Annotated in this window: 19 protein-coding genes and 1 tRNA gene; 8 read left to right on the top strand and 12 right to left on the bottom strand. The window is 50.2% G+C overall.

Annotation, left to right across the window (positions count from 1 at the left end):
- Positions 1-6 precede the first annotated feature (6 nt).
- Positions 7-930, top strand: a complete 924-nt coding sequence (locus tag H6G00_RS22790; protein ID WP_190798515.1) for an EamA family transporter — start codon at positions 7-9, stop codon at positions 928-930.
- A 62-nt stretch (positions 931-992) separates the two neighbouring features.
- Here H6G00_RS22790 and H6G00_RS22785 read toward each other — a convergent pair whose 3' ends face one another.
- The 7 genes from H6G00_RS22785 to H6G00_RS22755 all read right to left on the bottom strand — a co-directional run bounded on the left by H6G00_RS22785 (position 993) and on the right by H6G00_RS22755 (position 13,229).
- Positions 993-2,294: an ABC transporter substrate-binding protein gene (locus tag H6G00_RS22785; RefSeq protein WP_190798514.1), complete on the bottom strand. Its 1,302-nt coding sequence runs from the start codon at positions 2,292-2,294 to the stop codon at positions 993-995.
- 76 nt (positions 2,295-2,370) lie between these two features.
- Positions 2,371-3,135 (bottom strand): MBL fold metallo-hydrolase, encoded by a 765-nt coding sequence (locus tag H6G00_RS22780; protein ID WP_190798513.1) that lies wholly within the window; start codon positions 3,133-3,135, stop codon positions 2,371-2,373.
- Between the two features lie 50 nt (positions 3,136-3,185).
- Positions 3,186-5,867, bottom strand: coding sequence for a CHAT domain-containing protein (locus H6G00_RS22775; protein WP_190798512.1), 2,682 nt, complete (start codon positions 5,865-5,867; stop codon positions 3,186-3,188).
- Positions 5,819-7,729, bottom strand: a complete 1,911-nt coding sequence (locus H6G00_RS22770; protein WP_190798511.1) for a ShlB/FhaC/HecB family hemolysin secretion/activation protein — start codon at positions 7,727-7,729, stop codon at positions 5,819-5,821. The genes H6G00_RS22775 and H6G00_RS22770 overlap by 49 nt, the downstream gene beginning before the upstream one ends.
- Positions 7,669-7,890 (bottom strand): hypothetical protein, encoded by a 222-nt coding sequence (locus tag H6G00_RS22765; RefSeq protein ID WP_190798510.1) that lies wholly within the window; start codon positions 7,888-7,890, stop codon positions 7,669-7,671. Before H6G00_RS22765 ends, H6G00_RS22770 begins: the two co-directional genes overlap by 61 nt.
- On the bottom strand, positions 7,871-9,436 hold the full coding sequence (locus tag H6G00_RS22760; RefSeq protein ID WP_190798509.1) for an L-type lectin-domain containing protein: 1,566 nt from the start codon (positions 9,434-9,436) through the stop codon (positions 7,871-7,873). The genes H6G00_RS22765 and H6G00_RS22760 overlap by 20 nt, the downstream gene beginning before the upstream one ends.
- A gap of 322 nt (positions 9,437-9,758) precedes the next feature.
- Complete coding sequence (locus H6G00_RS22755) at positions 9,759-13,229, bottom strand: filamentous hemagglutinin N-terminal domain-containing protein (RefSeq protein WP_190798508.1); 3,471 nt, start codon at positions 13,227-13,229, stop codon at positions 9,759-9,761.
- A gap of 138 nt (positions 13,230-13,367) precedes the next feature.
- On the opposite strand from H6G00_RS22755, the gene H6G00_RS22750 reads away from it, so the two are divergent.
- The 5 genes from H6G00_RS22750 to H6G00_RS22730 all read left to right on the top strand — a co-directional run bounded on the left by H6G00_RS22750 (position 13,368) and on the right by H6G00_RS22730 (position 16,878).
- Positions 13,368-14,288, top strand: coding sequence for an RluA family pseudouridine synthase (locus H6G00_RS22750; protein WP_190798507.1), 921 nt, complete (start codon positions 13,368-13,370; stop codon positions 14,286-14,288).
- 4 nt (positions 14,289-14,292) lie between these two features.
- On the top strand, positions 14,293-14,934 hold the full coding sequence (locus H6G00_RS22745) for a 2OG-Fe(II) oxygenase (RefSeq protein WP_190798506.1): 642 nt from the start codon (positions 14,293-14,295) through the stop codon (positions 14,932-14,934).
- A 114-nt stretch (positions 14,935-15,048) separates the two neighbouring features.
- On the top strand, positions 15,049-15,531 hold the full coding sequence (locus H6G00_RS22740) for a zinc ribbon domain-containing protein (RefSeq protein ID WP_190798505.1): 483 nt from the start codon (positions 15,049-15,051) through the stop codon (positions 15,529-15,531).
- Positions 15,532-15,695: 164 nt separating this feature from the next.
- Entirely contained in the window at positions 15,696-16,478 is a 783-nt protein-coding gene (locus H6G00_RS22735) for a HipA family kinase (protein ID WP_190798504.1), read from the top strand.
- Positions 16,456-16,878: a DUF3037 domain-containing protein gene (locus tag H6G00_RS22730; RefSeq protein ID WP_190646300.1), complete on the top strand. Its 423-nt coding sequence runs from the start codon at positions 16,456-16,458 to the stop codon at positions 16,876-16,878. Before H6G00_RS22735 ends, H6G00_RS22730 begins: the two co-directional genes overlap by 23 nt.
- A 45-nt stretch (positions 16,879-16,923) precedes the next feature.
- On the opposite strand, the gene H6G00_RS22725 is transcribed toward H6G00_RS22730, so the two are convergent.
- The 3 genes from H6G00_RS22725 to H6G00_RS36225 form a co-directional block, all read right to left on the bottom strand.
- A complete protein-coding gene (locus H6G00_RS22725) occupies positions 16,924-18,363 on the bottom strand; it encodes a DHA2 family efflux MFS transporter permease subunit (protein WP_242042443.1) in 1,440 nt (479 codons plus the stop codon).
- 128 nt (positions 18,364-18,491) lie between these two features.
- Positions 18,492-19,004: a hypothetical protein gene (locus tag H6G00_RS22720; RefSeq protein ID WP_190798711.1), complete on the bottom strand. Its 513-nt coding sequence runs from the start codon at positions 19,002-19,004 to the stop codon at positions 18,492-18,494.
- 278 nt (positions 19,005-19,282) lie between these two features.
- On the bottom strand, positions 19,283-19,408 hold the full coding sequence (locus H6G00_RS36225) for a hypothetical protein (RefSeq protein ID WP_277881940.1): 126 nt from the start codon (positions 19,406-19,408) through the stop codon (positions 19,283-19,285).
- Between the two features lie 888 nt (positions 19,409-20,296).
- Here H6G00_RS36225 and H6G00_RS22715 point away from each other — a divergent pair.
- Positions 20,297-20,740 carry a DUF1810 domain-containing protein gene (locus H6G00_RS22715; protein WP_199318657.1) on the top strand — a complete coding sequence of 148 codons (444 nt, stop codon included), beginning with the start codon at positions 20,297-20,299 and terminating at the stop codon, positions 20,738-20,740.
- A gap of 26 nt (positions 20,741-20,766) precedes the next feature.
- Here the strand turns inward: H6G00_RS22715 and H6G00_RS22710 are convergent.
- A tRNA-Phe gene (locus H6G00_RS22710) sits at positions 20,767-20,839 on the bottom strand.
- Between the two features lie 259 nt (positions 20,840-21,098).
- Between H6G00_RS22710 and H6G00_RS22705 the strand changes: the two genes are divergently transcribed.
- Positions 21,099-22,436, top strand: coding sequence for an AAA family ATPase (locus H6G00_RS22705; RefSeq protein WP_190798503.1), 1,338 nt, complete (start codon positions 21,099-21,101; stop codon positions 22,434-22,436).
- Here H6G00_RS22705 and H6G00_RS22700 read toward each other — a convergent pair.
- Positions 22,433-23,221, bottom strand: a complete 789-nt coding sequence (locus tag H6G00_RS22700) for a tryptophan-rich sensory protein (RefSeq protein ID WP_190798502.1) — start codon at positions 23,219-23,221, stop codon at positions 22,433-22,435. The genes H6G00_RS22705 and H6G00_RS22700 overlap by 4 nt on opposite strands.
- Positions 23,222-23,529: the final 308 nt, after the last annotated feature.

Genomic DNA, 23,529 nt, shown 5'->3' with positions numbered 1-23,529 from the left:
GTTGCAGTGTTAAATTCGCTTATTGTTGATTTTCGGGGTGAACTGGCTGCTCTCAGTGCAGCCTTGATTTGGGCGCTCGCCTCCGTCGTTTACATCAGCTTGGGCAAGCAACTGTCGCCGCTGGTGCTGAATCTGAGCAAAAGTGCGATCGCCGTTGTACTGATTTTGCTGACGCTAGGACTGCGCGGTGATTTTTTGCCCGATACAACTCTTGCGGCTGTGGGATTGTTGATTTTGAGTGGGGTGATCGGGATTGGGTTTGGCGATACAGCGTTTTTTGAAGCGCTGAATTGCCTGGGAGCTAGACGCTGTTTACTGATGGAGGCACTGGCACCCCCGCTCACAGCTTTACTGGCACTGATCTTTTTAGGCGAACAATTAACCGCTTTGTCTTATCTGGGGATCGGACTGACGGTTGCAGGCGTTTCCTGGGTGATTGTGGAACGGGTACCCGATAGAGTGGAACGTTCATCCGACAGAGGGCAAGGTAACTTTCGTCCGCTGCGAGGCGTAGGGTTTGGCATGATTGCAGCTTTGGGGCAGGCAGGCGGTTCTGTGATGTCTAGAGCTGCTCTGGCAGGAACGGAAATTAGTCCGCTTTGGAGTTCGTTGATTCGGCTGGTGGCGGGGGTGGCGGTGCTGTTGGTCTGGGCAGTGATTCAGCAGCGTGGCAAGCAGGGTTTTCGACCGCTGCGATCGCCCCGTTTGCTAGCAATTCTGACCCTTGCTGCATTCTTCAGTACCTATCTAGCAATTTGGCTTCAGCAAACCGCTTTCAAATTTACTGCCGCTGGGATCGCTCAAGCGCTCAGTGCTACTAGTCCGCTGTTTGTGATCCCCGTGGCGATGTGGATGGGCGATCGCGTCAGTCCACGAGCAATCTTGGGCGTTTTGATCACTTTGGGCGGGGTTTGGCTGCTGTTTGGGTAATGATGCCAGCGCTAATTTGGGAAATAAAGGCGATCGCTCCTGGTCAGATTAGTTGCACAATGCTACCTAGAATTGCTGTAAAGCAGATTTAGTCGCCGCTGTGCCGTTTCTAACGCAGCTTCGGGAGTGCTTTGTCCTAGTAACGTTGCCTCGATCGCCCGTCCTAAGTTTTCGGAAACCCGACTGTAGCCTGCAAAGATGGGGCGCGATCGCCCATTCTCAGCCTGCTTAAGAAACACGTCAACGGCAGGTTGCTCAGCAATGAACTCCTGGTAGGGCTGACTTTGGCGCGATCGCAAATTTACGGGCAAGTAGCCCGTGCCAATTGCCCACTGAGTTTGGAATCGCTCACTGGCAACAAATTCAGCAAAGGTAAAAGCGGCTCGTTCGTGGGCAGGCGTGGTGTTAAAGGTAAACAGGTTTTCTCCGCCGACGCTGGTTGCCGCCTTTTCCTGCACTGGGATTGGCATCACCGCAAAATCGACTCCGGTTGCTTGAAGCTGACCCAGCGTCCACGGGCCAGTCAACTGCATGGCGACTCGTCCTGCCAAAAAGCCATCTAGCTCATAGCCGCGTTCGGGCTGCGAGAGAATTGCTGAACCGTCATCGATCAGATCGCGCCAGAATTGGAGAGCGGCGATCGCCCCCGGATTCACCAGATTTAAATCAGTCGCATCGTCAGCGCTAATGTCACCGCCGCCGCTCCACATAAATGGCAGCCAGTTAAACACTGTCCACTCGCCTTTGCCCAAAGGCAGCAAAATGCCGTGCTGCGTTTGTCCGTTTACCTGACGGGTTAGTGTTTTGGCAACTTCACGAAATTCTTCCCAGGTCGTTGGTAGCTCTGTAATTCCTGCTGCTTCAAACAAACTAGGACGGTAGAAAACTCCCACGTTATTCGTCCCAAATGGCACAGACCAGGTGTGTCCCTCAAGCTGCATCGACTCAAACAGCGCCGGATCGATCTGCTCCTTGATGGGGGAATCTTTCAACCATTCCTCAATTGGACGAATCGCTCCCAGTTCAATTAACTGACCTGTAATCGTCGGGGCGTACCACAGCATATCCGGCGATGCATTCCCCACGACAGCCGCCAAAATTTTAGGCATCTGCTGGTCGCCCTGCCCAACATAGAGCGACTCCACCTGAATGTCTGAATGAGTTTGGTTAAACTCGTCTACCAGTTCTTGCAGCACATCCCGGTTTGGTGGTGGGTTGACCCCATGCCAAAGCGTCAGGTGAATTACGCCATCTGCGTCAGGATTTTCTGCTGCACAACCTGTTAAGACAATCAGACAGACGCTGACACAGATCGCAATCAATGCCTTGGTAATGCCAAAAACTACTCTTCTTTTGGAAGTCATGCCCGTTAAAAAGTCACACCCTTAGAGCTTACGCAACTATAGGTTGGAATGGGTGAGAGGAGGGGGCTACTAGTTTTTATGCGGCGATCGCCAACGGTTCGTATCGCTCCCCTGGCTTCAAATCAACCACCTGAGTCGAAAGTTGATGCTGTGTTAGCAGCGATCGCAACTCTTCAATACTGCCACTCGCTCGTAACAATGACTGCAAAATGCCTTCAAATCCGACATCTCCGCCTGCTGCTGTGGGTAAAAGCACTTTGGGCTGTAACCATTGCACAACCTCTAAGACAGTCTTTTTGCCTTGAATAACGGGGCCAAGTAGCGGTATTTCTAAAGTGACGACGGGAGTGATCACTACATCAACGGGAGCAAATTCTTTGATCGAAGGGGAGTGGTATCCGTGCGGTTCGTAGTAAAGCTTGGTGCCTGCGGTTAAGTCTTTCAGCAAGTAGCCATTCTCAGTTAGCAGAGGACCGATGGGTGAACCGGGGGTCGCGCGGATTTCCAGATTTTCGACTGCTGTGGTTTCTCCGTGCGCCAGGGTTGTTACCTGGGTATAGCCCAAACCTTGCACAACCTTTGCGGCATTGGGAGAAGCCACAACGGGAATTTGACGATCGAGTTGCTTGAGCGTAGCAGGGTGAGCATGATCTTCCAAACCCTGAGATAGCAAAATCAGGTCAATGGAGTCAGGAATGGGGCGGGGCGATCGCCGCTCTCCCTTAAATAGCCAATTCATATTGCCAAACACTAACGGTCCGACTAGCCAGGGATCAAGCAAAACTCGCTTTCCGCCCATCTCAATCAGCCAGGAATTGCTGTCTAACCAGGTCAAGTGCATAGCATTTTCGTGAAGTAACTGATTCTATTGTAAGGAAGTGTTACGGCACGTCATAGCCAGTTGCCGACTAGCACGTAGGGTGCCCAGTAAAAAGGATGTCGGCGGAAGCGCTCAATCTCTAGGACGGAGAGTTGGGCGCGGCGCAGAGCCTCGGCTTTGGTGACAGTGTTGTTTGCCAGTTCCGAGTAAAAACGGCTCATAAGTAGGGCTGTAGCTTCGTCGCTAACCTGCCACAGGGTTGCCAGGGTGCTGCGTGCGCCTGCTCTGACGGCAACTCCGGCTAGTCCTAGTGCGGCTTGGCGATCGCCCACCGCCGTTTGGCAAGCACTGAGAACGAGTAGCTCAATCGGTCTTGCGTTGCCTAAGTCAGTGGCTTGCAGCAGACTATTAAGCTGGTTGAGATTAATTCGGTCGTCCCAGGTGAGAATGAAAGTTTCGGTTAGCTCCGAGCTAAATTTGCCGTGCGTTGCCAGATGAACCACGGGTGCTGGGGCCGAGTTAATTGCCTGCTGAAATGCGCTGCTGGTGAACTCCTGATTGATCAGGATGCGGCTGGGAACCTCCGACTGAATCTGCTCTAGCTCCGGCAAAACGTTGGGCAATGCTGAGAATCCCTGCCGTGACTCAGACAGCCCTGCGGTGAGAACGGTGAGCTGCTGGAGTTGAATTGGACGCGGATCAAGCAACTGCAAACCCGGAGTCAGGGCAACGCTGTACTGCTCAATTAGAAATTTTTCACCATCGTTCAGCACCGCCATTGGAATATTTCGCAGCACGCCATCCGGGACAAACACCAGGGTTTTTACCTCACTAGCTGCTAGATCTGCCTCGACGGGGCGAATCAACCAGTCGTAAACCTGTTGGGAAAGCTGCAAAAACTGGCGACTGGTGCGAACGACAAGCGCCTGGCGCAACCGTCCTACGACGCTTTCTACTTCGCTGTTGGAAAGGGGCGTGCTGTAGTGGCGTAAAGTTTGTCCTGGCAGGCTAATGACAACTTCTAGCCGATCTGCCAGCAGAATTGGGTAGATTACGGCGGCTCGGCGATCGATTTCGTCGATTTGAATGGGTTGGGCATCCAGGCAGGCTTCACGCAAGAAGTTGTCCAGCTCTGCCAGTTGCAGCGATTCGATTACAGTTCGGGCTTTCTCTAGATTTGCCGGATTGGCATCGCCGCTGCCCGGTTTCAGCAGCAGGCCGACCAGTTCTCGGTGAATCGGTTCGATGCTCTCCTGGAAAGAAAGCTGCACTTCTGGATTGATTGCAACCAAGTCATTTCGCAGCGTTTGCAGGGTGCTAACGGCTTCGCTGTAGGCGGCGATCGCCCCCGCATATTTCTGGCTTTCCGTCCCTTCGGTATCAGCCTGAGCTTTGAGAATTCGTCCTAGCTGCCACTGCCAGCGATAGGCAATGTCTGAGGCTGAGGCATTTTGCGCCAAGCCTAATGCTTGCTCGGTCAGGTCGGTGGCGATCGTCCACTGCTGAGTCTGCTCATACAGTGCCCCCAAACTGCCCAAGGCAAAAGATTCGGCTCTAGTGTCTGCTAAATTCCGGGCTTCAGTGCGAGCAATACTTAAAAGTTGAGCGGGATAGGTGTTGGGCTGTGCGGATTCCGTTTGCCCCAGGCGACTTAAACTTTGAGCAAAGTTAACCTGAGCGTAAATTTTGGCGCGGCTGGCAGGCAATTCATTTAACTGAGATTGGATTAGTGGGATCAGAGCTTGTGCCGCTGGAATCTGGTCGGTTTCAACGAGCAAACTGAACTGGTTAATTTGTGCCTGGGTACGAGTCAGTTCAGAAGGGGAAGTGGCGATCGCCTGCCGATAAAACTCCAGAGCAACTTCTAATTCCTGCTGAGCGCGGGCAGTGTTACCTAAACTAAATTGTGCCGCTGCGATCGCTTCTGAATCTTGCAATCGTTCTGCAACGGACAGGCTGGACTGCAACACCTCACGGGATTCGGGCAAATTTCCGCCTACTCGCAGTGCATCGCCCAGGCTTCGTAATCCAACCGCTTTGGTTAAGGAATCGGGCTGTTCCTCCAGCGTCTGCGTCTGCGGCGTGAGTAGGGCGATCGCCCGTCGATAAAATCCTAACGACTGTAGGGCTTGGGACTGATTGATTTGGCTCCGCAGCGCAGCAACCTGATCCCCAAGCTCCTGATAGATTGTCGTTGACTGCTCCCAGGTGGCAAGGGCGGCTTCTGCCTGACCCTGACTCAACTGCAAACGTCCTTGAATGTCGAGCGATCGCGCCAATGCTGCCTGATAGTTGGGCTCATCGTTTGACTCCAGCAAGCTGAGACTGGAAGCGATCGCCTCCGTTGCCGCTCCCCAGTCTCCCAACTGCTGATAGACCAGCGACAAATTTCGCAGCGCCATCGCTTGACCCAGCGGATTTCCCGTTTGGTAGGCAGCGATCGCCTGCTGAAGCACTGCCGCTGCTTCGCTCAACTGCCCCGCTTCATATAGACGTTGCCCCTGCTGCACCAGACTTTCAGCCTGCAATAGCTCCGTGGGAGAACCTTGCCTCTGACCGGGCAAATCCTGCCCAACAGCAACAGTTCCCGGCAATTTGACAATTGGGAGAACAATGACACAAAGAGCCGTCAGAATAGCCAGCAGAAAGTAACGGGCGATCGGGGCAATTGAGAGGATGCGATCGCCCTTTCCCCTTTCCCCGCTCAAAATGGCGTGTAAACGATCGAAAAATAAATTCCGCTTTCCTGCCATGTCACGTCCCTAGAGTCAACTGAAACCAGCGGAAGCCCAAAATCAATCCGAGCGGTAAAGCGATCGCCCTGCCGCCACTGCAAACCTGCACCCAAGCCAATCAGTGTGTTCGGATCGGGATCTTCACTGCCCGAATTCCAACCCGTGCCGATGTCGAAAAATGGCACCACTTGCAGCAGTCCGTCGATGTCGCGGACTCTCCAGATAGGCAGACGCACCTCCGCCGACAACAGCGCGCCGTTGTCAGTGAGTAGAAAATCTTGCCGATAGCCCCGCACGGTTTGCTGACCACCAATGCCAAACTGTTCCAGCGGCACTACACCCTCATCCGCAAGCTGAATGTCTGCCCGCACCAGCAGCAGCGTATCGGGTGCCAGCAACCGCACATATTGCCCCTGTCCCCGCCAGGAAAAAAAGCGGCTGTCGGGTGCATTTTCGTTAATGGTGGAGTCAAGCGCATCCAGTCCCAGGCTAAATTGCGATCGCGCTGCCCACACCTGGCGGCTCTCCTGGCGCGTCCATTCCTGGGAAAATCGCAAAGCTGAAACCCGTGTCCTTCCCTGCTCGTCTGCCCCCAGAGAAGGAAAGGGAAGTGGTTCTCCGATTAGTTCTTCCAAAAATTCGCTCTCACTTTCGCGGCGAGAGGCGGTCAGGCTCAGGGCAAATTCTTCAGTTGGTGTGAGGGTGAGCGGTTGGCGATAGGTAATTTCGTAGTAGCGCGACTCTGACTGAATATCGAGAAAGTTAAACGGATCTTCGATCACTTCGCTCGACGTGGTGCCATAGCTAAAGTTGAGCGTGCCGTTACGAGGATTTAGCGGCAATGTGTAGTTGGCATCCAGTCCATCGCTACCTTCAGTGTTGCTGTAGCCAATGCTCAAGCCATCGCCCAAGCCAAGTAAATTTGCCTCACTCACCTGGATACGACGGCGAACGCTGCCAACGGTGGGCGATCGCCCATTGTCTAACGCTAGCTGCACCCCAAAGGTGTCTGCCTCTGTTACTTCCACCTGGAGCAGACTGGTGCCCGGACGCAAACCCGCCGATAGCTCTGCTGAAATGTTTTGAATCAGCGGGTCAAGTTGCAGTAGTTGCAGTCCTTCTAGCAATCGAGGAACGTTGAGCGGTGGCTCAGCCGCCAGCTCCAATCGTTCTCTAACGTAGCTGGAGTTAAGACGGCGATTTCCGGTTACGACAATCTCTTCGAGGCTGCCTTCAATCACCTGAATGGTTACGACTCCATCCTCCAAAGTCTGAGGTGGAATCAGTGCCCCAGAGGTGACGTAACCCGCGTCAATATACAATTGTGTCACTGCCGATCGCGCCTGAAGCAATTCGGCAAAGGAAATGGGGTGATTGGTGAAAGGCGCAGTTGCAGCCGCTAGCGTTTCTTCATCAAAAACGGTGCTACCAACCACCTCAAAAGCACTGACCGTGATTGTTTCTGGCAATTCTCCCGGTAGCTCGTCCGGGGCAGGCGCGGGAGGTGTTTCCAGTAACTCTTCGGGCGGCGGCAGGAGTGGAAGCGGTTCAGGCTCGGGCAACGGTTCCACGGAAGGTGGCTCAGGAACCTGGGCTAACTCAATTGGCTGATGGGCATCATTTACCCTCGTCTCCAACTCTTCTTCGTTGAGAGAAGGAAGCCAAAATTCTGGTTTCCCCTCTTGAGTGGGGAATGAATTTGCTTTGGGTAACTCAGCCTTTGCTGAAGTATCGGGAATTACCTGGGCGATCGCCCGCGCAGCAAAATTTAGCCGAACAGGATGACCTGCTTCAGATAGCTCAATTGAAATGGTTCCCACTACAACAAACGCCAGACCGCTGAGGTAGTGCGATCGCCATTGCCAACCGCTGCGAGGCATTTTTCCTCCCACTGGTTCCCAGTATCTAAATGAACCTCAGTACCATCGCTATCAGAATAAACGCGGAAGGCAGAGTTCGTATAGAGGGAAGAGGTAAGAATTTTGGTGTTCTTAAGCTGCAGCGACGGCAATAGCTGTTGATTAGCCCTTGGCGCGTCCAAACCGCTTCCTTAAACCCCAGCCCAGACCTAACACGCCTAAGCCCAAAGCGGTTCCTGGCTCTGGTACGGGTTCTGGCTCTGCGTCTGGATCGGTCACGTCCACTTCAACGACTTCTACTCGATCAATCAAGCACAGATCGTCTGGACCAGACAGTTCTCCAAAAAACTCGAAGAATGACTGGCTCGGCACTAAATTACCTTGAGGGGGGCGGGTAGGCGGCACATCTGGGTTTTCCAAATTATCATCAAAAGTGAGCACGAAACTCGCCCAGTCAGGCTCAGTGTCAGCTGTACAAGTTTGAGAGTTTGAATTTTCGTTTGCTGTGAGTGGGAGTGCAAACGATGTTCTCCTGGGAGCCCTACGACGAATTACCCTTGCCGGACGTACCCGAAGGATATAGCTGTCTAAATCTATAAATGCCTCAGTTGTCTCGCCAAATATCAGATCTGTTTCGTCGCCGCTCTCATCATCAAATATGGTGAGTTTGACATCCGTTAAAGCGTAGGTGCCTCGTCCAACTGCATTATTTAAGTCGGGCGTATTGGTGAAGAAGGAAAATGATCCAGCAAAAGTGTCACCATTGAAAGTTTCAAAGGTGTCGAAGACATCTTCGCCAAAAGTCCCTGAAAATTCAAATGTGCGTTCGGTGGGTTGCGGAACGGGTGACACATCGGTATCTAGTGTCCAGTTGAGAATGCTGTGAGTGTTTGTCGCTGAGCCAGTTCCCGCGCTGAAGCCAAAGTAGGCTTGTGAACCGACTAGATCAAACAGGTCAATGGTGCTACTAAGCTGTTGCAGAGGAGCCTCATCATTGGCAATGATGATATCAAGAAGGTTAGTGAGTCCGTTGTAGTTGATGTTGGCTGTAAATGTTCCTGCCTGATCAAAATTAAAAGATTCTGGAAGGGTAATCAGGTTTAAAGATCTCACCGAGCCATTGGTGTTTATGCCAACATGATCGTTAGATGAGGAACCATGCACACTTCCTGGATCACCCACTGCAGAATTAACATAAGTATCAAACTCTACCGCCACGCTGGGCGAGATGCCACTATAACCTAACCCACCTCCGCCTACGCCCAAAGCGTTGCTGCCCCTTGGGTCGTTGTGAACCATAAAGGTAAAGCCATCGCCGCTGCCAAAATTATCGTCTCCCTCGCCCGTAATGGAGAAGTCGAAGCGAGTTGAGAAGGAAGTATCTGCCGTAATGCTAAAGGGATTGGACAGGAAAGCACTACCTCTTTGGCTTTGAAGTTCAGGGGTTAGCTGTAAAACATTGTCTACTACTGTTGCACTGCCATTAAACGTCAGGCTTGAGGTATCGGAAAAATCGCTCAAGTCAAAGGTGACTGCTTCGGCGGATGTAGGGAGTGCGACGAGTCCCACCGTTGTCCCCGTTGTGGCGATCGCCACTTTAACCATGTCGCGTTTTCTCACGGTAAAACTCCTTAACAGGATGAAGAGAGGAGATAAAATGTGGATGAGCAAACGCACTAATCCGATGCCATCAGCCAGACGAAGGGCGATCGCAGCAATAGATATCAAAAAGCGTTGTCAGTTAACGCTTTAGGTCAAAGTCTGTTTTTCGTATGGGGTTGCGTTTGCTTGGCGAAACGATGCAATTGGGCGATCGCCTGCCAGAAAAATTAAAAAACTGAAGCGGTAAATGCAGAAACCTATTGCCGTATACACGGATTCACATATTGCATTTCTACATCATTTTCACAGCATGTTCCAGTATTAATACTGAGCTTCAGCGAAAGACTACAATTCACTTCGTTCCTTTAAAGCTTTCGTAAACGTTGAAGCTTATGAGTTAGAGGTTGGGGGTTGGGTAAGTCTTTGCTAATTCCCAAATCCTAAATCCCTATGACCGACAGGTTGCAGAATTAACCCAGGGAGAATGAGGAACTGCGGTTGCTTGGGCGGTGAGGACGAGTTGACCGTTGGGGGCGATCGCCCAGCCTTGAGCTTCTGTCAGGTCGGTGGGGGCTGACGCAGAATGGGTTGGGGGAATGGGTGAACTTGTGGTTGAAAGGTTGGTGGGTTCTTCCAGCGTTTCCCAATCTGCCAGGATTGCGTCGCTGTTGAGTTGCTCGGTAGGGCTGGGAGGTAAGCCACCCCGTCCAGTGATCGTAAATTCACCGATCTGGCTGGCGATCGCTGTATTTCCGGCTGAGCAACCCTGGGCGACGAGACGAGAGGCATCTACTACATCAGCGGGCAGTTCTGCGGTGCCGCGACTCGGATCTACATCAGGACGGTTAATCTCGATTACACCGTCTACGCCAAACTCTGAGCTGGCGGTGATGTCGCTAAGTTCGGTCTGCGCTTCGCGGGGAGCAATGCCAAACACGCCGATCGCTGTGATGTTGATGTTGCCCCCTTGTCCCTGAAACGCATTGGCGGTGATATCGCTGTTCTCAGAAGCCACCGCCGCCAAAAAGTCTGTGTTGATTGTGATGTTGCCGCCATCTCCGCCTGTCTGCGCCGTACCTGCGGTAGTGGAAATCTCACTTTCACGGCGCAACACGACTGTATCTGCCAAATTTAGGGTGATGTTGCCCCCTGTAGTGCTGGCAGTTCGAGCAGAAATTAAGCCCCTGTTGAGAAATAGCGAGTTGCCTTCAAGTTGAATATTGCCGCCAACGCCAAATCCTTCACTGCCAGCTGCGATGCTTGCCCCGTCTCGAATCAGCACCTGACGACTAGTGAGAAAAATGCTGCCGCCATTGCCACTAGAGCCTGCAATGGTATCTGCAAAAAGTCCGCTGGTTGCACCTGTTAGGGTAACAGAATCGGTAATATCTAGATCTAAACTTCCAGCATTACCAAAACCATCGGTACTGGCGCTAATTCGACCGTTATCGGACACTTCAAGATTGGCTGCGTTTACTCCAATATCGCCGCCTGCGCCGTCTGCGCCAAACAACACTTCACTCACGATTGCACTGGGAGAAAAAATGTTTTGAAAACTGTCAAACCCACTTCCCGTGACGAGAACGGAGTTGGCATCAAGATTAATATTGCCTGCATCGCCTCTACCTTCAGTGCTGGCGTTGATTTGAGCGCCATTCAGAACGGAGAGCGATCGCGTCGTGATATCAATATTGCCGCCATTTCCCTCTGTTAGTCCAACGATGTTTCCAGCTTGATCCCTTTCATTAAAGACATTGCTAAACACACCACTCACGGTTCCATTTGCACTGATGCCATCTAAAACAATGGAGTCAGCCGCATTGATTCTGACTTGCCCCGCATCTCCTAGCCCCAATGTATTAGCGTTGACCTGAGCGCCATTGGTGACCAGAAGAGATTGGGTGTTGAGATTTAGGCTGCCTCCCTGTCCGGTTGCTTCAGGATTGACAAAGCTGGCGATTTGGCTGTCGTTGAGCGAAGTGGATTCGCTGGTGAAGATATTAACATTTCCGGCCTGTCCATCCGCAAGTGTGACTGCCACTAAGCCTGAAACGTTGCTGAGGGAGAGCGATCGCGTTATTACATTGATATCACCTCCGCTACCTGTTGCTCCTAGTTCAACAACACTAACGATCTCACTGTTATTGAGGGAGACAAAATCATCGGTGTTAATCGTGACGTTTCCGGCTTCTCCAGCACCAAAGGTGATTGCGGCGATGTTTCCAGCGTTAGTGCTAGAAAGGGACTGAGCCGTAATTTGGATATCACCGCTGTTTGCCCCAGCTACATCTGTAAACGTGTTGCTGGCGATCGCAAAAGTGGTAGAGTCGCCAGTGCCACGAATCGTGAGTGCGCCTTCACTGTTGAGTTGAATATTTCCCCCTAATAGCCCCTCCGAAAAAATGGCAGCCCCTTCATTTAAGCGAATATTACCATCAGCTAGAAATGTCACATTGCCACCATCACCCGTGATCAAGTTTGTTGCTGGATCGACTCCAGATACATCTACAATGTCGTTCAAAATAATTCCATTACGAGCATCTACAGTGACGGAACTGTCGAGGGTTGGGGCGATCGCATTAATAAATCCGATCTCAATCGTGCCATTGAGTGAGTTGTTGGGCTGATATTGATTAGTGAGAAAAATCAATCCGTCAGGTTGATTCAGGATAATTTCGTCAATAGTGATATTGGCTGATGTAGCAGTAGATGAGTTTAACCCTGTAGGAGAGGGTATTCCTGTCACACCTAAAGGAGTTCCAACTGCCGTGGTGCCTGCACGGATATCCAGCGTAGGCTGCGCCGCGCCATTCACCTGTAAAGTGGAGCCGTCAGAGAGAACTACCGTTTCATTAATCGAGTTTGTTGCATCTGCACCCGTAATTTCAACCCTGCCGATGTTTACTGCGCCGCCTGCAAAGATGTGTAGAGAGGCACCTGTGTAGCTGGTAAAACTTACATTTCCATTGGCTCGAATGACTGGATCGTAGGGGCTAGATAAACTGCCCAACTGCCCATTTAACTGTTCAATGCGGAAGTTATTGCCTGCGGTATAGTGAGCGTCTCCCTGAACGGAATTGGCAGAGCGTAACACTAAATCTTCACCTGCAAAAAAGCCGCTGTTGGAGTGATTGAGTGCAAAGATGTTGACTCGGCGATCGCCCTGTACCTGCAAATTTCCCCCTGCTGAGGCAAGGAAGGGTTGACTGGGGCGATCGCGTATCCATACGGTATCTAACGCTCGCAAAGTGAGTGTTTTACCTGCCTGAAGTTGTCCGCTCAGGTTTAGAGTCTCTGCGATGAGTGACAGATCTTGTCCGACAGTTAAGCTGCCTCGGTTAGTGATCGTGCCGCCTGCAACACCTCTGCCCAACTGCACACCTGGATTTACTGTGACCGTCAGGAGTGGCGGCAATTCTGGATCAACTGCGCTGAACTCTAATCCGTTGTTGAAGGAGAAGCGATCGGCAGTGGTGGCAACAAAAGAACCTGCAATATCCAGACGGGCATTTCGTCCAAACAGGATGCCGTTGGGGTTGAGCAAAAACAGGTTGGCGTTGCCGCTGACACCCAGTGTACCTAGAATCTCGGAAGGGTCATTTCCGGTGACGCGACTGAGAATATTTTCGATTCCAACCGGGTTGGTGAAATAAACCTGCTGCCGTCCGCCCACGTTGAATTCTGTAAAACTGTGAAATAGATTTGCGCCTCGAGCCGCTCCGCCACCAATGTTAATCAGCCGACCAGAGGCATCGCGGAAAATCTGAGAATTTTCAGAACCTAAGCTGCTATCGGGTGTAATTTGAGCCAGAACGCGATCATCAACTATCCCTCCGGCAGAGATAATAATGCTGGTGGCGATCGCCAAAACACGCGCAAATTCTAGTCTACCGTTTCTTTTACTCGCGCTATGACGCATTCTGGCAACCTCAAAATGACGGTATTTAATGTGACTAGCCCGATGCACTGATCATCAGAATATAGGCAAGGCGTAAAATTAGGTAGTCCAGAGCGTTAAAAATGGTTGAAGCAGGGTAAACGTTAGAAGGTTGTTTGGGTGAACGAAGGCTGGACTTATTGCGATCGCATCAACCGCAACACCGAAAGCCTATCGGTGTTGGACTATTACACCCAGCGCTACCAACACTCTAGCCGCGCCGAATGGGAACAGCGAATTGAGTCCGGTCAAGTGCTGCTCAACGGAGTGCTGGCAACCGCTACAGCCGTTTTGCAAGCGGGAAACCAACTCACTTATCATCGTCCACCCTGGCAGGAACCGGAAGTTCCTTTAGAATTTGCTGTGCTGCATGAGAATGCAGACTTACTGGTGATTGCCAAGCCATCGGGGTTGCCCGTTTTACCTGGAGGCGGATTCCTGCAAAACACACTCCTGTGGCAGCTTCAGCAGCGCTATCCAGATTCGCCACCCATACCAATTCATCGCCTAGGACGGGGAACTTCAGGGTTAATGTTGTTGGCGCGATCGCCCTCTGCACGAGCCAGTCTAAGTCAGCAAATGCGCGATCGCCAAATTCGTAAAACCTATCGTGCTCTGGCGAGTGGAACGACCATGCCAGATCGTTTCACCATCACCCAACCGATTGGCAAAATTCCTTACCCTCTGCTGGGCTATCTTTATGCCGCAACCCCATATGGACCGCCTGCTCACAGTGAGTGCTGTGTCCTTAGACGCAACGAAAACAATACACTCCTGGAAGTCACCATTCTTACAGGGCGACCCCACCAAATTCGCATTCATTTAGCAGCAAGCGGCTTTCCGTTGGTAGGCGACCCACTATACGGTGTTGGTGGTGTTCCCCTATCCTCTGCGTTAGCCGATTCAGGCTCGACGACACACAGTAGACCTATTCCTGGCGACTGCGGCTATCATCTTCATGCGCTACAGTTATCATTTGTTCACCCCACAACAGGTCAACCTGTAAGCTACACTTGCCCTGCCCCATCTGCCTTGAGTTAATCGAATGAACACTTACTATCGTCAGCAGTACTCAGTTTTTCCGGTTAGCTACCTGAGTGAGTTAGAGGGGCAAATTCGCGCCTGTCCTTACTTTGCAGTTAACAACCTGAACCGAGATTTCGTCAACACCAAAGGATTCTCACTCGTGTTTCAGCGTTCTGGATTGGCGGAAGTAGAGCAACGGTTTCCATTCTTTAAGCAATATTTGGCGATCGCCCTTCAGCCCGAATGCAACGCCTTTTATCTCAACCCACTCCTACTCAAAGCAGGTTCACGAGTCGATCCACACATTGATCGATCGCTACGCTCCTATTGCAAGACGGTTGAGCCACCTGCACTGGTGAGTGTTTTGTATGTGCGAGTGCCCCAGGATTTACAGGGCGGTGAGTTAGTTTTGCAAAACGGTAAACGTCAAGTTGCCCAAATTCAGCCACAAACCAATATGTTGCTATGGTTTCAGGGTGACCTAACGCACTCCATTAATCCAGTTACCAGTTCCACAAATCGGCTTAGCCTAGTTTGCGAACAATACAGCCTCAGTGAGTCTGAACGGCAAAGCATTCCAGAATTCACGCTAGAGTCAAGAGCTATTCCCCAAGCTGCAAAAGTGAGTGGAAAGAAGCGGCGATCGCTATCTGAAAGGTAATTGAAGGGCGATCGCTCTTGAAACCTACTCAATAGCAATCCTTGAACCAAATGGAGATTATGCTAAGGAATAGATGAACGTTTACCAGAAATTGATCAGGGAGCGCGAGTAAGCGTGTCAAAATACTTCACCTGTCCTAACTGCGGAGCGGATGTGCCACTTAAGGCTCGTGCTTGCCCTGAGTGTGGTTCGGATAAGGAAACAGGTTGGTCTGAAGCTGCAAGCTACATGCATCTGCTTCCAGACAGGGGTGATGAGGATAAAAATTCTCAGTCCAAGACCTGGCAAAGAGGGTTGATAGCCATTGTTGCAATTTTTCTGCTGGTAGCTTTTCTATCCGCTCAAGGGTTTACTTGGAGCTGGTATGTGATTCCTCTAATTGCTCTAGCGGTTAGCGCTGTTTACGCTGTAACTCAGAGCCGTAGCAGCAGCGGGGGGATGGAGAAACAACTCCAGCAGCAGCTTCTCAGGCGAGCAAAAGGGGATAAAAAGCTGGTGGAAAGGTTAATTCAATACGAGCAGCAGCGCAACTCAAATTCAAATCGGCTCCAGCTTTTACAAAATGCGATTTACCGCTGGGATCGCGATCGCAGATAGTAGAGATGGCGTTGCTGAATGCGGGTATGATTCACGCATCTCAATTCTCTCGTGGGAGCATGGCAATGCCATGCCCCTACGAAATTTATACTTTCACTCTTGTTGAAGCTGCATTAATGAGTTGACTGCTCTACTAAAGATAGCTTGGAGCGTTGTTACAAAAGATGAGTTTACGAACCATTACTGCTACCCGATATGTCACTCCCCTACGTGAAGGTGGATCGCTGCCAGCCATTGTGGAAGCTGATGATGATGGCATGTATGTGCTGAAGTTCCGAGGGGCTGGACAGGGCGCGAAAGCTCTGATTGCTGAGCTAGTTGCAGGAGAAATTGCCCGCACTCTAGGGTTGCTTGTTCCTGAGATCGTCCTGGTTAACCTTGACTCTGAGCTTGCCCGCACTGAACCGGACCCAGAAATACAGGACTTGATTCGGGCAAGCGTGGGTCTGAATCTGGCACTCGATTATCTGCCCGGCTCGATCACCTTTGACCCTATTGCTGCGAAACCTGACCCTGCTCTCGCCTCTTTAATTGTCTGGTTTGATGCTTACGTGACGAACATCGATCGGACAGCGCGCAACACCAATATGCTGATGTGGCACCGACGACTGTGGCTAATCGATCATGGTGCTGCCCTCTACTTCCACCATACCTGGAGCAATTATTTAGAACGGAGCCGTTCCCCTTTTCCTGCGATCAAGGATCATGTTTTGCTGCACGGCGCTAGCGTTCTACAAGAGGTAGATGCGAAAATAACTGAGCGGCTGACATCAAGCACTATCGAGCAGATCGTGCAGCTGATTCCTGAGGCTTGGCTGGAGAGAGACGCTCTATTTGTTGACAGTGATCAATATCGAGAAGCTTACATCGAGTACTTAATGAAGCGGTTGGAAGCACCGCGCGTTTTTCTGGAGGAAGCAGTTCGTGCACAAGCTCTTAACGTATGATTACGCCATTATCCGCGTGGTTCCTAGAGTCGAGCGGGAAGAGTTTGTCAACGCTGGGGTGGTCGTTTCATGCGCGAGCCACAAATTCCTAGAATCTCGGATTGAGCTTGATGAGCAACGGCTGATGGCACTCGACCCCACCATTGATATTGAAACCATTCGAGACTATCTCGCAGCCATCCCACTGATTTGTGCGGGGGGAGAGTTATCTGGCCCCATTGGTCAACTCCCTCACAGGGAGCGTTTTTACTGGATTGTGGCTCCTCGCAGCACTGTGATCCAGACATCGCGAGTTCATACGGGGCTTTGCTCAAACTTGCCCAATGTGATTGAGCATCTCCTCGATACAATGGTGCGACCGTGCAAGCAAAACAAAACGACTGTAACCCGTACGATTTAGCAGTGATGTTCTAGACCTACAGGTCTCTAGCACTGATTGGGTCTATCATCCGGCCTTTTGGAATTGCGATCGCCACAACACAAACATTAAACAAGCTGCGATCGCCAGAATAGCAGCAGCAATCCTGAATGTGCTTTGCACCCCAAACACTAATGCTTCAGCGGGAGCATCCGTCACCATTGCAGTAGAAGATTGCGCCAACACCATTCCGGCAAAAATGGCTCCTAATAGTGGAACGCCTGTCGTTTGCCCCAGTGTGCGAGTCAGGGACAGTAAGCCCGACGCAATCCCAAGCCGTTCAGCAGGCACCGACCCTAAAATAGCGCTGTTGTTGGGCGACTGAAACATCCCCAACCCAATTCCAAATGGAGCGACGCGGATAATGTAATCCAGGTCGGTCATTTGAGCATTGAATGTACTGATGCACAAACAACCCAGTACCATCAGCACCAATCCCACCAAACTGATGATGCGGGTGCCAAAGCGATCGGACAGATTCCCAGAAAATGGGGCGACGATGCCACCTAATATGGGGGAAACTGCCAGCAACACGCCAGTATGAGTTGTAGAGTAATTCAACACCAGTTCTAGGAAGAAAGGAATGATAAAAATCGTTCCGGCAATGACAATAAATACGAGAATGCCAGTCAACAAACTGAGGCTGAATTGACGATTGTAGAACAGGTGTAAATCTAATATGGGTGAGGCAATATGGGATTCTAGCCAGAGGAAAATTGCCAGACTGATGCCGGCGATCGCAAGTAGCCCCAAAGTCACTGGGTTAACAAATCCAGCCTCCTGTCCGTGGGTCATTCCTAGTGCAAAGGCGACTAGGGCGATTGTCATCACGATCGACCCAACCCAATCAAACCGTTGCCCAACAAAGGGATGCGGGTTGGCGGGAACGTAGCGGACAACCACAAAACTAGCAAAGATACCAATTGGCACGTTGACTAAAAAAATCATGCGCCAGTCAAACAGCCCAATCAGCAGACCCCCAACCGTCGGTCCAAGCGCAATGCCCAAGGATACGACCGCGCCAATAATACCCAGCGCCCGCCCCCGCTCTGAACTTGGAAATGCTTCTGTAACGATCGCCGCTCCGAGGGCAGAAATCATGACGGCTCCCATCCCTTGTAGTGCCCGGAAACCAATCAACCAGCCTACATCTGGAGCTAACCCACACAACAGTGAACTGATGGTAAATACAATTAGCCCGCCCAGATAGAGTCCCTTTTTGCCAATCATATCTCCCAGCCGCGCTGCACCCAAGACCAGAGTAGTAACCACCAGCAGGTAGCTCAACACAATCCACTGAATGGTGGCAAACGTGGTCTGAAAGGTTTGCACCAGTGTCGGCAAGGCGATATTGACAATACTGGTATCCAGGGTAAACATTAAAACGCCCAACCCAACCCCTAACATGACCCACCATTTAGCAGGGGTGGGTTGGGGAGATGCTGAAGGGGATGGATTGAGACTCATAAGGTTGTGATTAAGTGCTACCTGAAGAAAACCAGGTAGTGGGGTACTGAGTCAACTGTTGAACGTGCTAGATAGACGTGTTAGACAGACAGTACAAACTTGCTACAACCTCATCTAAGTCACTCAGGCTATGCGCTAGTTGGCTCAGTGTATCCTTGAATGTTCTCAGGCTCAAACTGGCGCAGTATACGAGTAGCTTGACGAGTTAACTCTTCCGTTCCTTTCACCACAATCAGGTACTTGCCTGCATCAAGGCGATTGCGATAGGGCAATGCATCTCCGCTGCCCACGGTTAAGCCAACTCCACCCCCCACAAAATAGGCTCCCAACGCACCGGAACCGGCTCCCAACAGTCCCCCAATAAGGTGGTTCAAGAGAGGAGACGTTGAAAGGATCTCAATCCCTGTTAGAACATTAAATGCATAACCTGCGACAAATCCAAACGGAACTGACCAGAACGCCAATCGCTTTGCGCCTTTACGGGCTTGCTGATTTGGGTTAATGAGTCCGTACTCGTCTGCACTTTTATAGCCATTACCCAAAATATCAACTTGAGTATTGGCTAAACCTTCGTTCTCTAAAGCAGAATAAGCTGCCTCAGCTTGAATGCGATCGGATAAAACAGCAACAAGATAATTCATCATCTCACCTTAATTAAATTACCTCAATTGAATTACGAGGAACTAGCAACAACTTAATGATTCTGCTTCCTCAATTACGTCTATCGAAAGCGTGAAGCCCCAAACTAAAGCACTGTAGATATAGCTCACTAAAAGCCAACTTCATTGGGTTAAGCCTGGAGAGGGATAAAGAGACATCAAGCTTTCAATAGGATCCCTTAAAGCATGATGCGACTGAGAACACACATCACCTTATCAGGGCAATGGGGAACTGGAATGGGTTTGCTCCATGCACATTCTTAGGCAACACCCAGGGTATGTTGCCTAAGAATGTGTGCTTTCACGTTGTCTTCAGTGCCGATCACAAGCGTAGTGACAATGCGCGGATCGGGGTTGATTTGAATCAAAGCAGAATGGTCAGTCATGGCAGTGTAAAACTCCAGGTTGAGGGACTAGGAGCTAGGAACCGTGAGCCAGGGAGAACATCTTTAACCCCTAACCCCCAGTTCCTAACTCCTGAGATTTGCCTCCGAAAACCAAAGCCACCCTGCTGCTTTTTTTGCCATAGCAAAGTCAGGGTGGCTAGTGGAGTGATAAACTGCCCTCTAGCCCTCCGAACTGTTACCGCAGTTTTGAGGGTTAGTCGCCTGTTGTTGTTGGTCGCAACAGCAGGTGACGCTTGGATAACGGATATGTTTTTGTACTGAGGAACCAGGCTACTTGAGAATGAAGCTTTTCGCAAGTAGTTCTTGATACAGGTTTACAGGCTTGGAGTTTTGAGCTCGGCGATCGCAGTTCTGATCACGGCATTTCAAGTTCAGAGGTCAAAGCTTCGGGTTCTGAAGTCAAAGTTTCAGGCTTTGAAGTCGGAATTCTATGCTTTGAAGTCGAAGTTCCGTGTTTAGAAGTCAAAACTTCGGGCTCAGAGGTCAAAGTTTCAGGCTTTGAAGTCAAACTTCCGTGCTCTGAAGTTGGAAATTTGTGTTTTGAGGTTGAGAGGTAAGGGGTGGAGGGCGATCGCATTCTCCTAATACCAATCCTCTAAAGTAGAGCAACAGATTGGGTAGGGGCGTTTCGCGAAACGCCCCTACAGAAGTATCTATGTGTAATCTAAATCTGGAGAATTGGTATAAGACGGAAAGTGTTAAAACACTCGTCATTTAGAGGAAGAGTTATGATAAATAATCCACAAACTGTTCTCAACATGTTGCGTCACTATGCTTAAACATTTGACAACTTAAATCCGTCTATTGTTCTTTCCTTTCGTCATGCAAGCTGGCGAAAGATTAGTTATCAGATGCTAGGAGATGCTTATGACAGATATTAAATTTGGTGCAATGAATGATGTTTATGATTTGAACCGCTTTTTGCAAGCCCAGCAAGCCAACTACGAACAGGCACTCTCTGAAATCAAAAGTGGTCGAAAGCGATCGCACTGGATGTGGTACGTTTTTCCCCAGTTTGATGGGTTAGGGTCGAGTCCAACCTCCAAGAGATACTCAATCAAAAGCGTTGCGGAAGCCAAGGCATACTTGAGCCACCCTATTCTTGGCTCACGCTTGATTGAATGTGTTGAGGCAGTTCTGAGTGTAGAGGGACGAACTGCATACGAGATCTTCGGTTCTCCCGACGATATGAAGCTAAAATCTTGTGCAACGCTGTTTGCGTATGTTTCGACTGAAAAATCGGTGTTTGACCAACTGCTTGACAGATTTTTCCAAGGCGAACGGGACGAAAAAACGCTTCGTTTACTCTAATCAACCTGCTCTAATTCACTTAAATATGCCAGGACGGGGATTTGAACCCCGGACACGAGGATTTTCAGTCCTCTGCTCTACCAACTGAGCTATCCCGGCTAGCTGTTCTTCAGCGCCTAACTAGGGTAACAAACTTGCCAATGCTTAGCAAGAGTTTGCGCCCAAAAAATTTAACGCGGGCGATCGCCTCATCTAATTGCCATCCCAAATCTTAGATTTTTGACAGGATTGCTCTGGTGATGGCTTAAAAGTCCATTGAGCAGTTTGTGCTTTAAATTGGGATAGCTTGCTATCGTCAAGCAAGCTTGTTCAACTGAGTCAGTAGCATCATCGGTCAAGAACGTTCTAAGCCAGGGAAATGTCTGAGCCAACGGAGCAGCTATCGACAGAGATTCCAGAAGTTTTGTCCGGTGTCAAGCTCAATCAGGAGCAGTGGCAGGCGCTGCAAGACCTGGAAGATTTTGTGTGCAGTAAGCGAAAGCTCTATTTGCTGACGGGCTATGCCGGAACGGGAAAGACAACGCTGCTTCAGGCATTGATCAAACGCATTCGGGAAGGCGCTCTAAAAAAAAAGCAGCGTGAACCCTACACCATCGTCTTTACAGCCTTTAGCAACAAAGCGACGAAGGTATTGGAGCGAATGTCTGACCAGTGGGGGTTGGGCGTTGACTGTATGACCTGCTGCAAACTGCTGGGGTTAAAGCCAGATATTGACCAGAACACAGGAAAACAGATTTTTCGCCCGGACTACAACGGTGAAAATAATTTTGATAAGTATCGTTTGGTGATTGTGGATGAAGCCTCCATGATCAGTGAGGACATGTGGCTGCTGTTGATGGAGGCAGTAACCAATTTATATAAGCGGACTCAAATTTTGTTTGTGGGTGACATTGCTCAGTTGCCACCCATCAATGAACATGAATCACTGGTGTTTAGCAAAATCTATGAGCGTTCAGAACTAACTGAGGTGGTGCGCTATGGTGGTGCGATCGCCGTTCTAGCTGAGACGATTCGCAATGACTTAACTCGTGGACAGCTTCCCCGGTTTGAGACAGATACCAATGGCGATCGCACCGAAGGTGTGTTTGTGGTGAAGGCGAGAGAGTGGGAAAAACTGTTGATTCGAGCCTTTCAAAGTGAGTCTTACCGCAAAGACCCGGATTATGTGCGGGCAGTGGCTTACACCAACGCCAGAGTAGATCAGCTAAACCAAAAGATTCGGGCAGCAATTTATGGTGCGGATGCAGCACGATTTGTGCCAGGAGAACGACTGGTTGCCAATGCGCCTTATATGTTTTATGACAGCCTGCTCCTACAGAACTCTGGTGAATGTGAGGTACAGGGGGTTGCAGCAGGAAAGGACGGCCCGTGGCATGTCTGGTATCTGCAAGTAATCACGGATGAAGGCAAAGAGAGAAATCTAACCGTGTTACATGAGTTGAGTCAGCTTGAATTTGTGCAAAAACTAGATTTCTATGCCAAGGAAAAGCGCTGGCGTGAGTTTTGGGATTTGAAGGCACTGTTCGCAAACTTGAGTTATGCCTACTGTCTAACGATTCACAAGTCACAAGGTTCGACCTTTCAAAACGTGTTTGTGGATGTGCCTAACGCTTTGAGGAATCGCAACATTAGAGAACGCAATCAGTTACTCTATGTTGCTGTAACACGGGCTGCTCAGCGGCTATTTATTTACTAGTGATTCACCAGTTTACGCCTATTCATTCTGCTAAAGGTGAGTAACCCGATCAGGGCGATCGCTCCCACTACTGCGGTAATCCAAATAGCAGGAGTATTGAGTTGACGAATGGCGATCGCCACGTATGCCCAAACAAACACTAAAGTGAAAGCAACATCTGCACGTTGAACCGCAACAATAGCAGCAATAATCGCACTCACGATCAGCATGATGACTGTCCAACTCACATCGCTGATGCCCCATCCTGTCCAACCGTTGCTGTAGAGCGCAGACGCAACATTCACCACCGTTGCCACCGAAATCCAGCCAAGGTAAATACTAAAAGGTGCAAACGCTTGCCATCTTTGGCTTCTGGAAGCTCTGATATGACCAATTCCTAACTGGAGATAGGCAGCAATGAGTGACAGCAAAATGCCCAGCATGGCAACCACAGATAACCAAAACAGTTGTGTGGTAAACAGGTACACCCAAATAATTTGAGCCAGGCAGGCAATGATCAGAAAACCACTGGCACGACGAATTCGTGGTTCACTCCGGCGGCTCGGACCAAGCTGGTAAACGCCATAAGTAATTAATCCCAGGTAAATGAGTCCCCAAATTGCAAAAGCATAGTTTGCTGGCGTGATTTGTACCCCTTGCAAAACAGTATTGGCGATTTCACCAATGTTTAACCCCTCAGGTGGAAAGAAGTTTGATAGAGCATTCACGGTGAGTGTGGCAAGAATGGCAAGGAGAGTGGCGATCGCCAGTCCCATTCCAGAGTGATTGGATGAAGATGCTTTCATATGCTGCAACTAAGTTTTACTTCTAATCCTGCCTTGTTCCCCAACAAATCACACCTATCCAAGTGGCGATCGCGGGCGTTTTGGGATTGGGGAAAGAGGCGAATAGAATTCGCCTCTCGCCCAACTGGATCTGCTGCAAAGAAACATTCTGCAAGTTCATTCCTGATCAGGTTCAGAATGCTATAGTACAGGTGAACTTACTTTTACTAGCTTTTCGATTGGGCAAGTCCCCAAATCGTAGGAACGTGATTCGTTTCATCTCTAGAAGCGGCTTTACGAAGGCAAGTGAGTCAGGCCACAGGTTTAAG

Origin of the sequence: Leptolyngbya sp. FACHB-541 (assembly GCF_014695875.1) — a bacterium.
Lineage (GTDB): Bacteria > Cyanobacteriota > Cyanobacteriia > Elainellales > Elainellaceae > JAAUTN01.
This window is presented reverse-complemented; position numbering and strand designations above follow the sequence as displayed.

Coding starts and splice junctions, on each gene's coding strand:
- H6G00_RS22785 (WP_190798514.1), bottom strand. CDS start 2,294: ATGACTTCCAAAAGAAGAGTAGTTTTTGGCATTACCAAGGCATTGATT.
- H6G00_RS22780 (WP_190798513.1), bottom strand. CDS start 3,135: ATGCACTTGACCTGGTTAGACAGCAATTCCTGGCTGATTGAGATGGGC.
- H6G00_RS22775 (WP_190798512.1), bottom strand. CDS start 5,867: ATGGCAGGAAAGCGGAATTTATTTTTCGATCGTTTACACGCCATTTTG.
- H6G00_RS22770 (WP_190798511.1), bottom strand. CDS start 7,729: ATGCCTCGCAGCGGTTGGCAATGGCGATCGCACTACCTCAGCGGTCTG.
- H6G00_RS22755 (WP_190798508.1), bottom strand. CDS start 13,229: ATGCGTCATAGCGCGAGTAAAAGAAACGGTAGACTAGAATTTGCGCGT.
- H6G00_RS22745 (WP_190798506.1), top strand. CDS start 14,293: ATGAACACTTACTATCGTCAGCAGTACTCAGTTTTTCCGGTTAGCTAC.
- H6G00_RS22735 (WP_190798504.1), top strand. CDS start 15,696: ATGAGTTTACGAACCATTACTGCTACCCGATATGTCACTCCCCTACGT.
- H6G00_RS22725 (WP_242042443.1), bottom strand. CDS start 18,363: ATGAGTCTCAATCCATCCCCTTCAGCATCTCCCCAACCCACCCCTGCT.
- H6G00_RS22720 (WP_190798711.1), bottom strand. CDS start 19,004: ATGAATTATCTTGTTGCTGTTTTATCCGATCGCATTCAAGCTGAGGCA.
- H6G00_RS36225 (WP_277881940.1), bottom strand. CDS start 19,408: ATGACTGACCATTCTGCTTTGATTCAAATCAACCCCGATCCGCGCATT.
- H6G00_RS22715 (WP_199318657.1), top strand. CDS start 20,297: ATGACAGATATTAAATTTGGTGCAATGAATGATGTTTATGATTTGAAC.
- H6G00_RS22705 (WP_190798503.1), top strand. CDS start 21,099: ATGTCTGAGCCAACGGAGCAGCTATCGACAGAGATTCCAGAAGTTTTG.
- H6G00_RS22700 (WP_190798502.1), bottom strand. CDS start 23,221: ATGAAAGCATCTTCATCCAATCACTCTGGAATGGGACTGGCGATCGCC.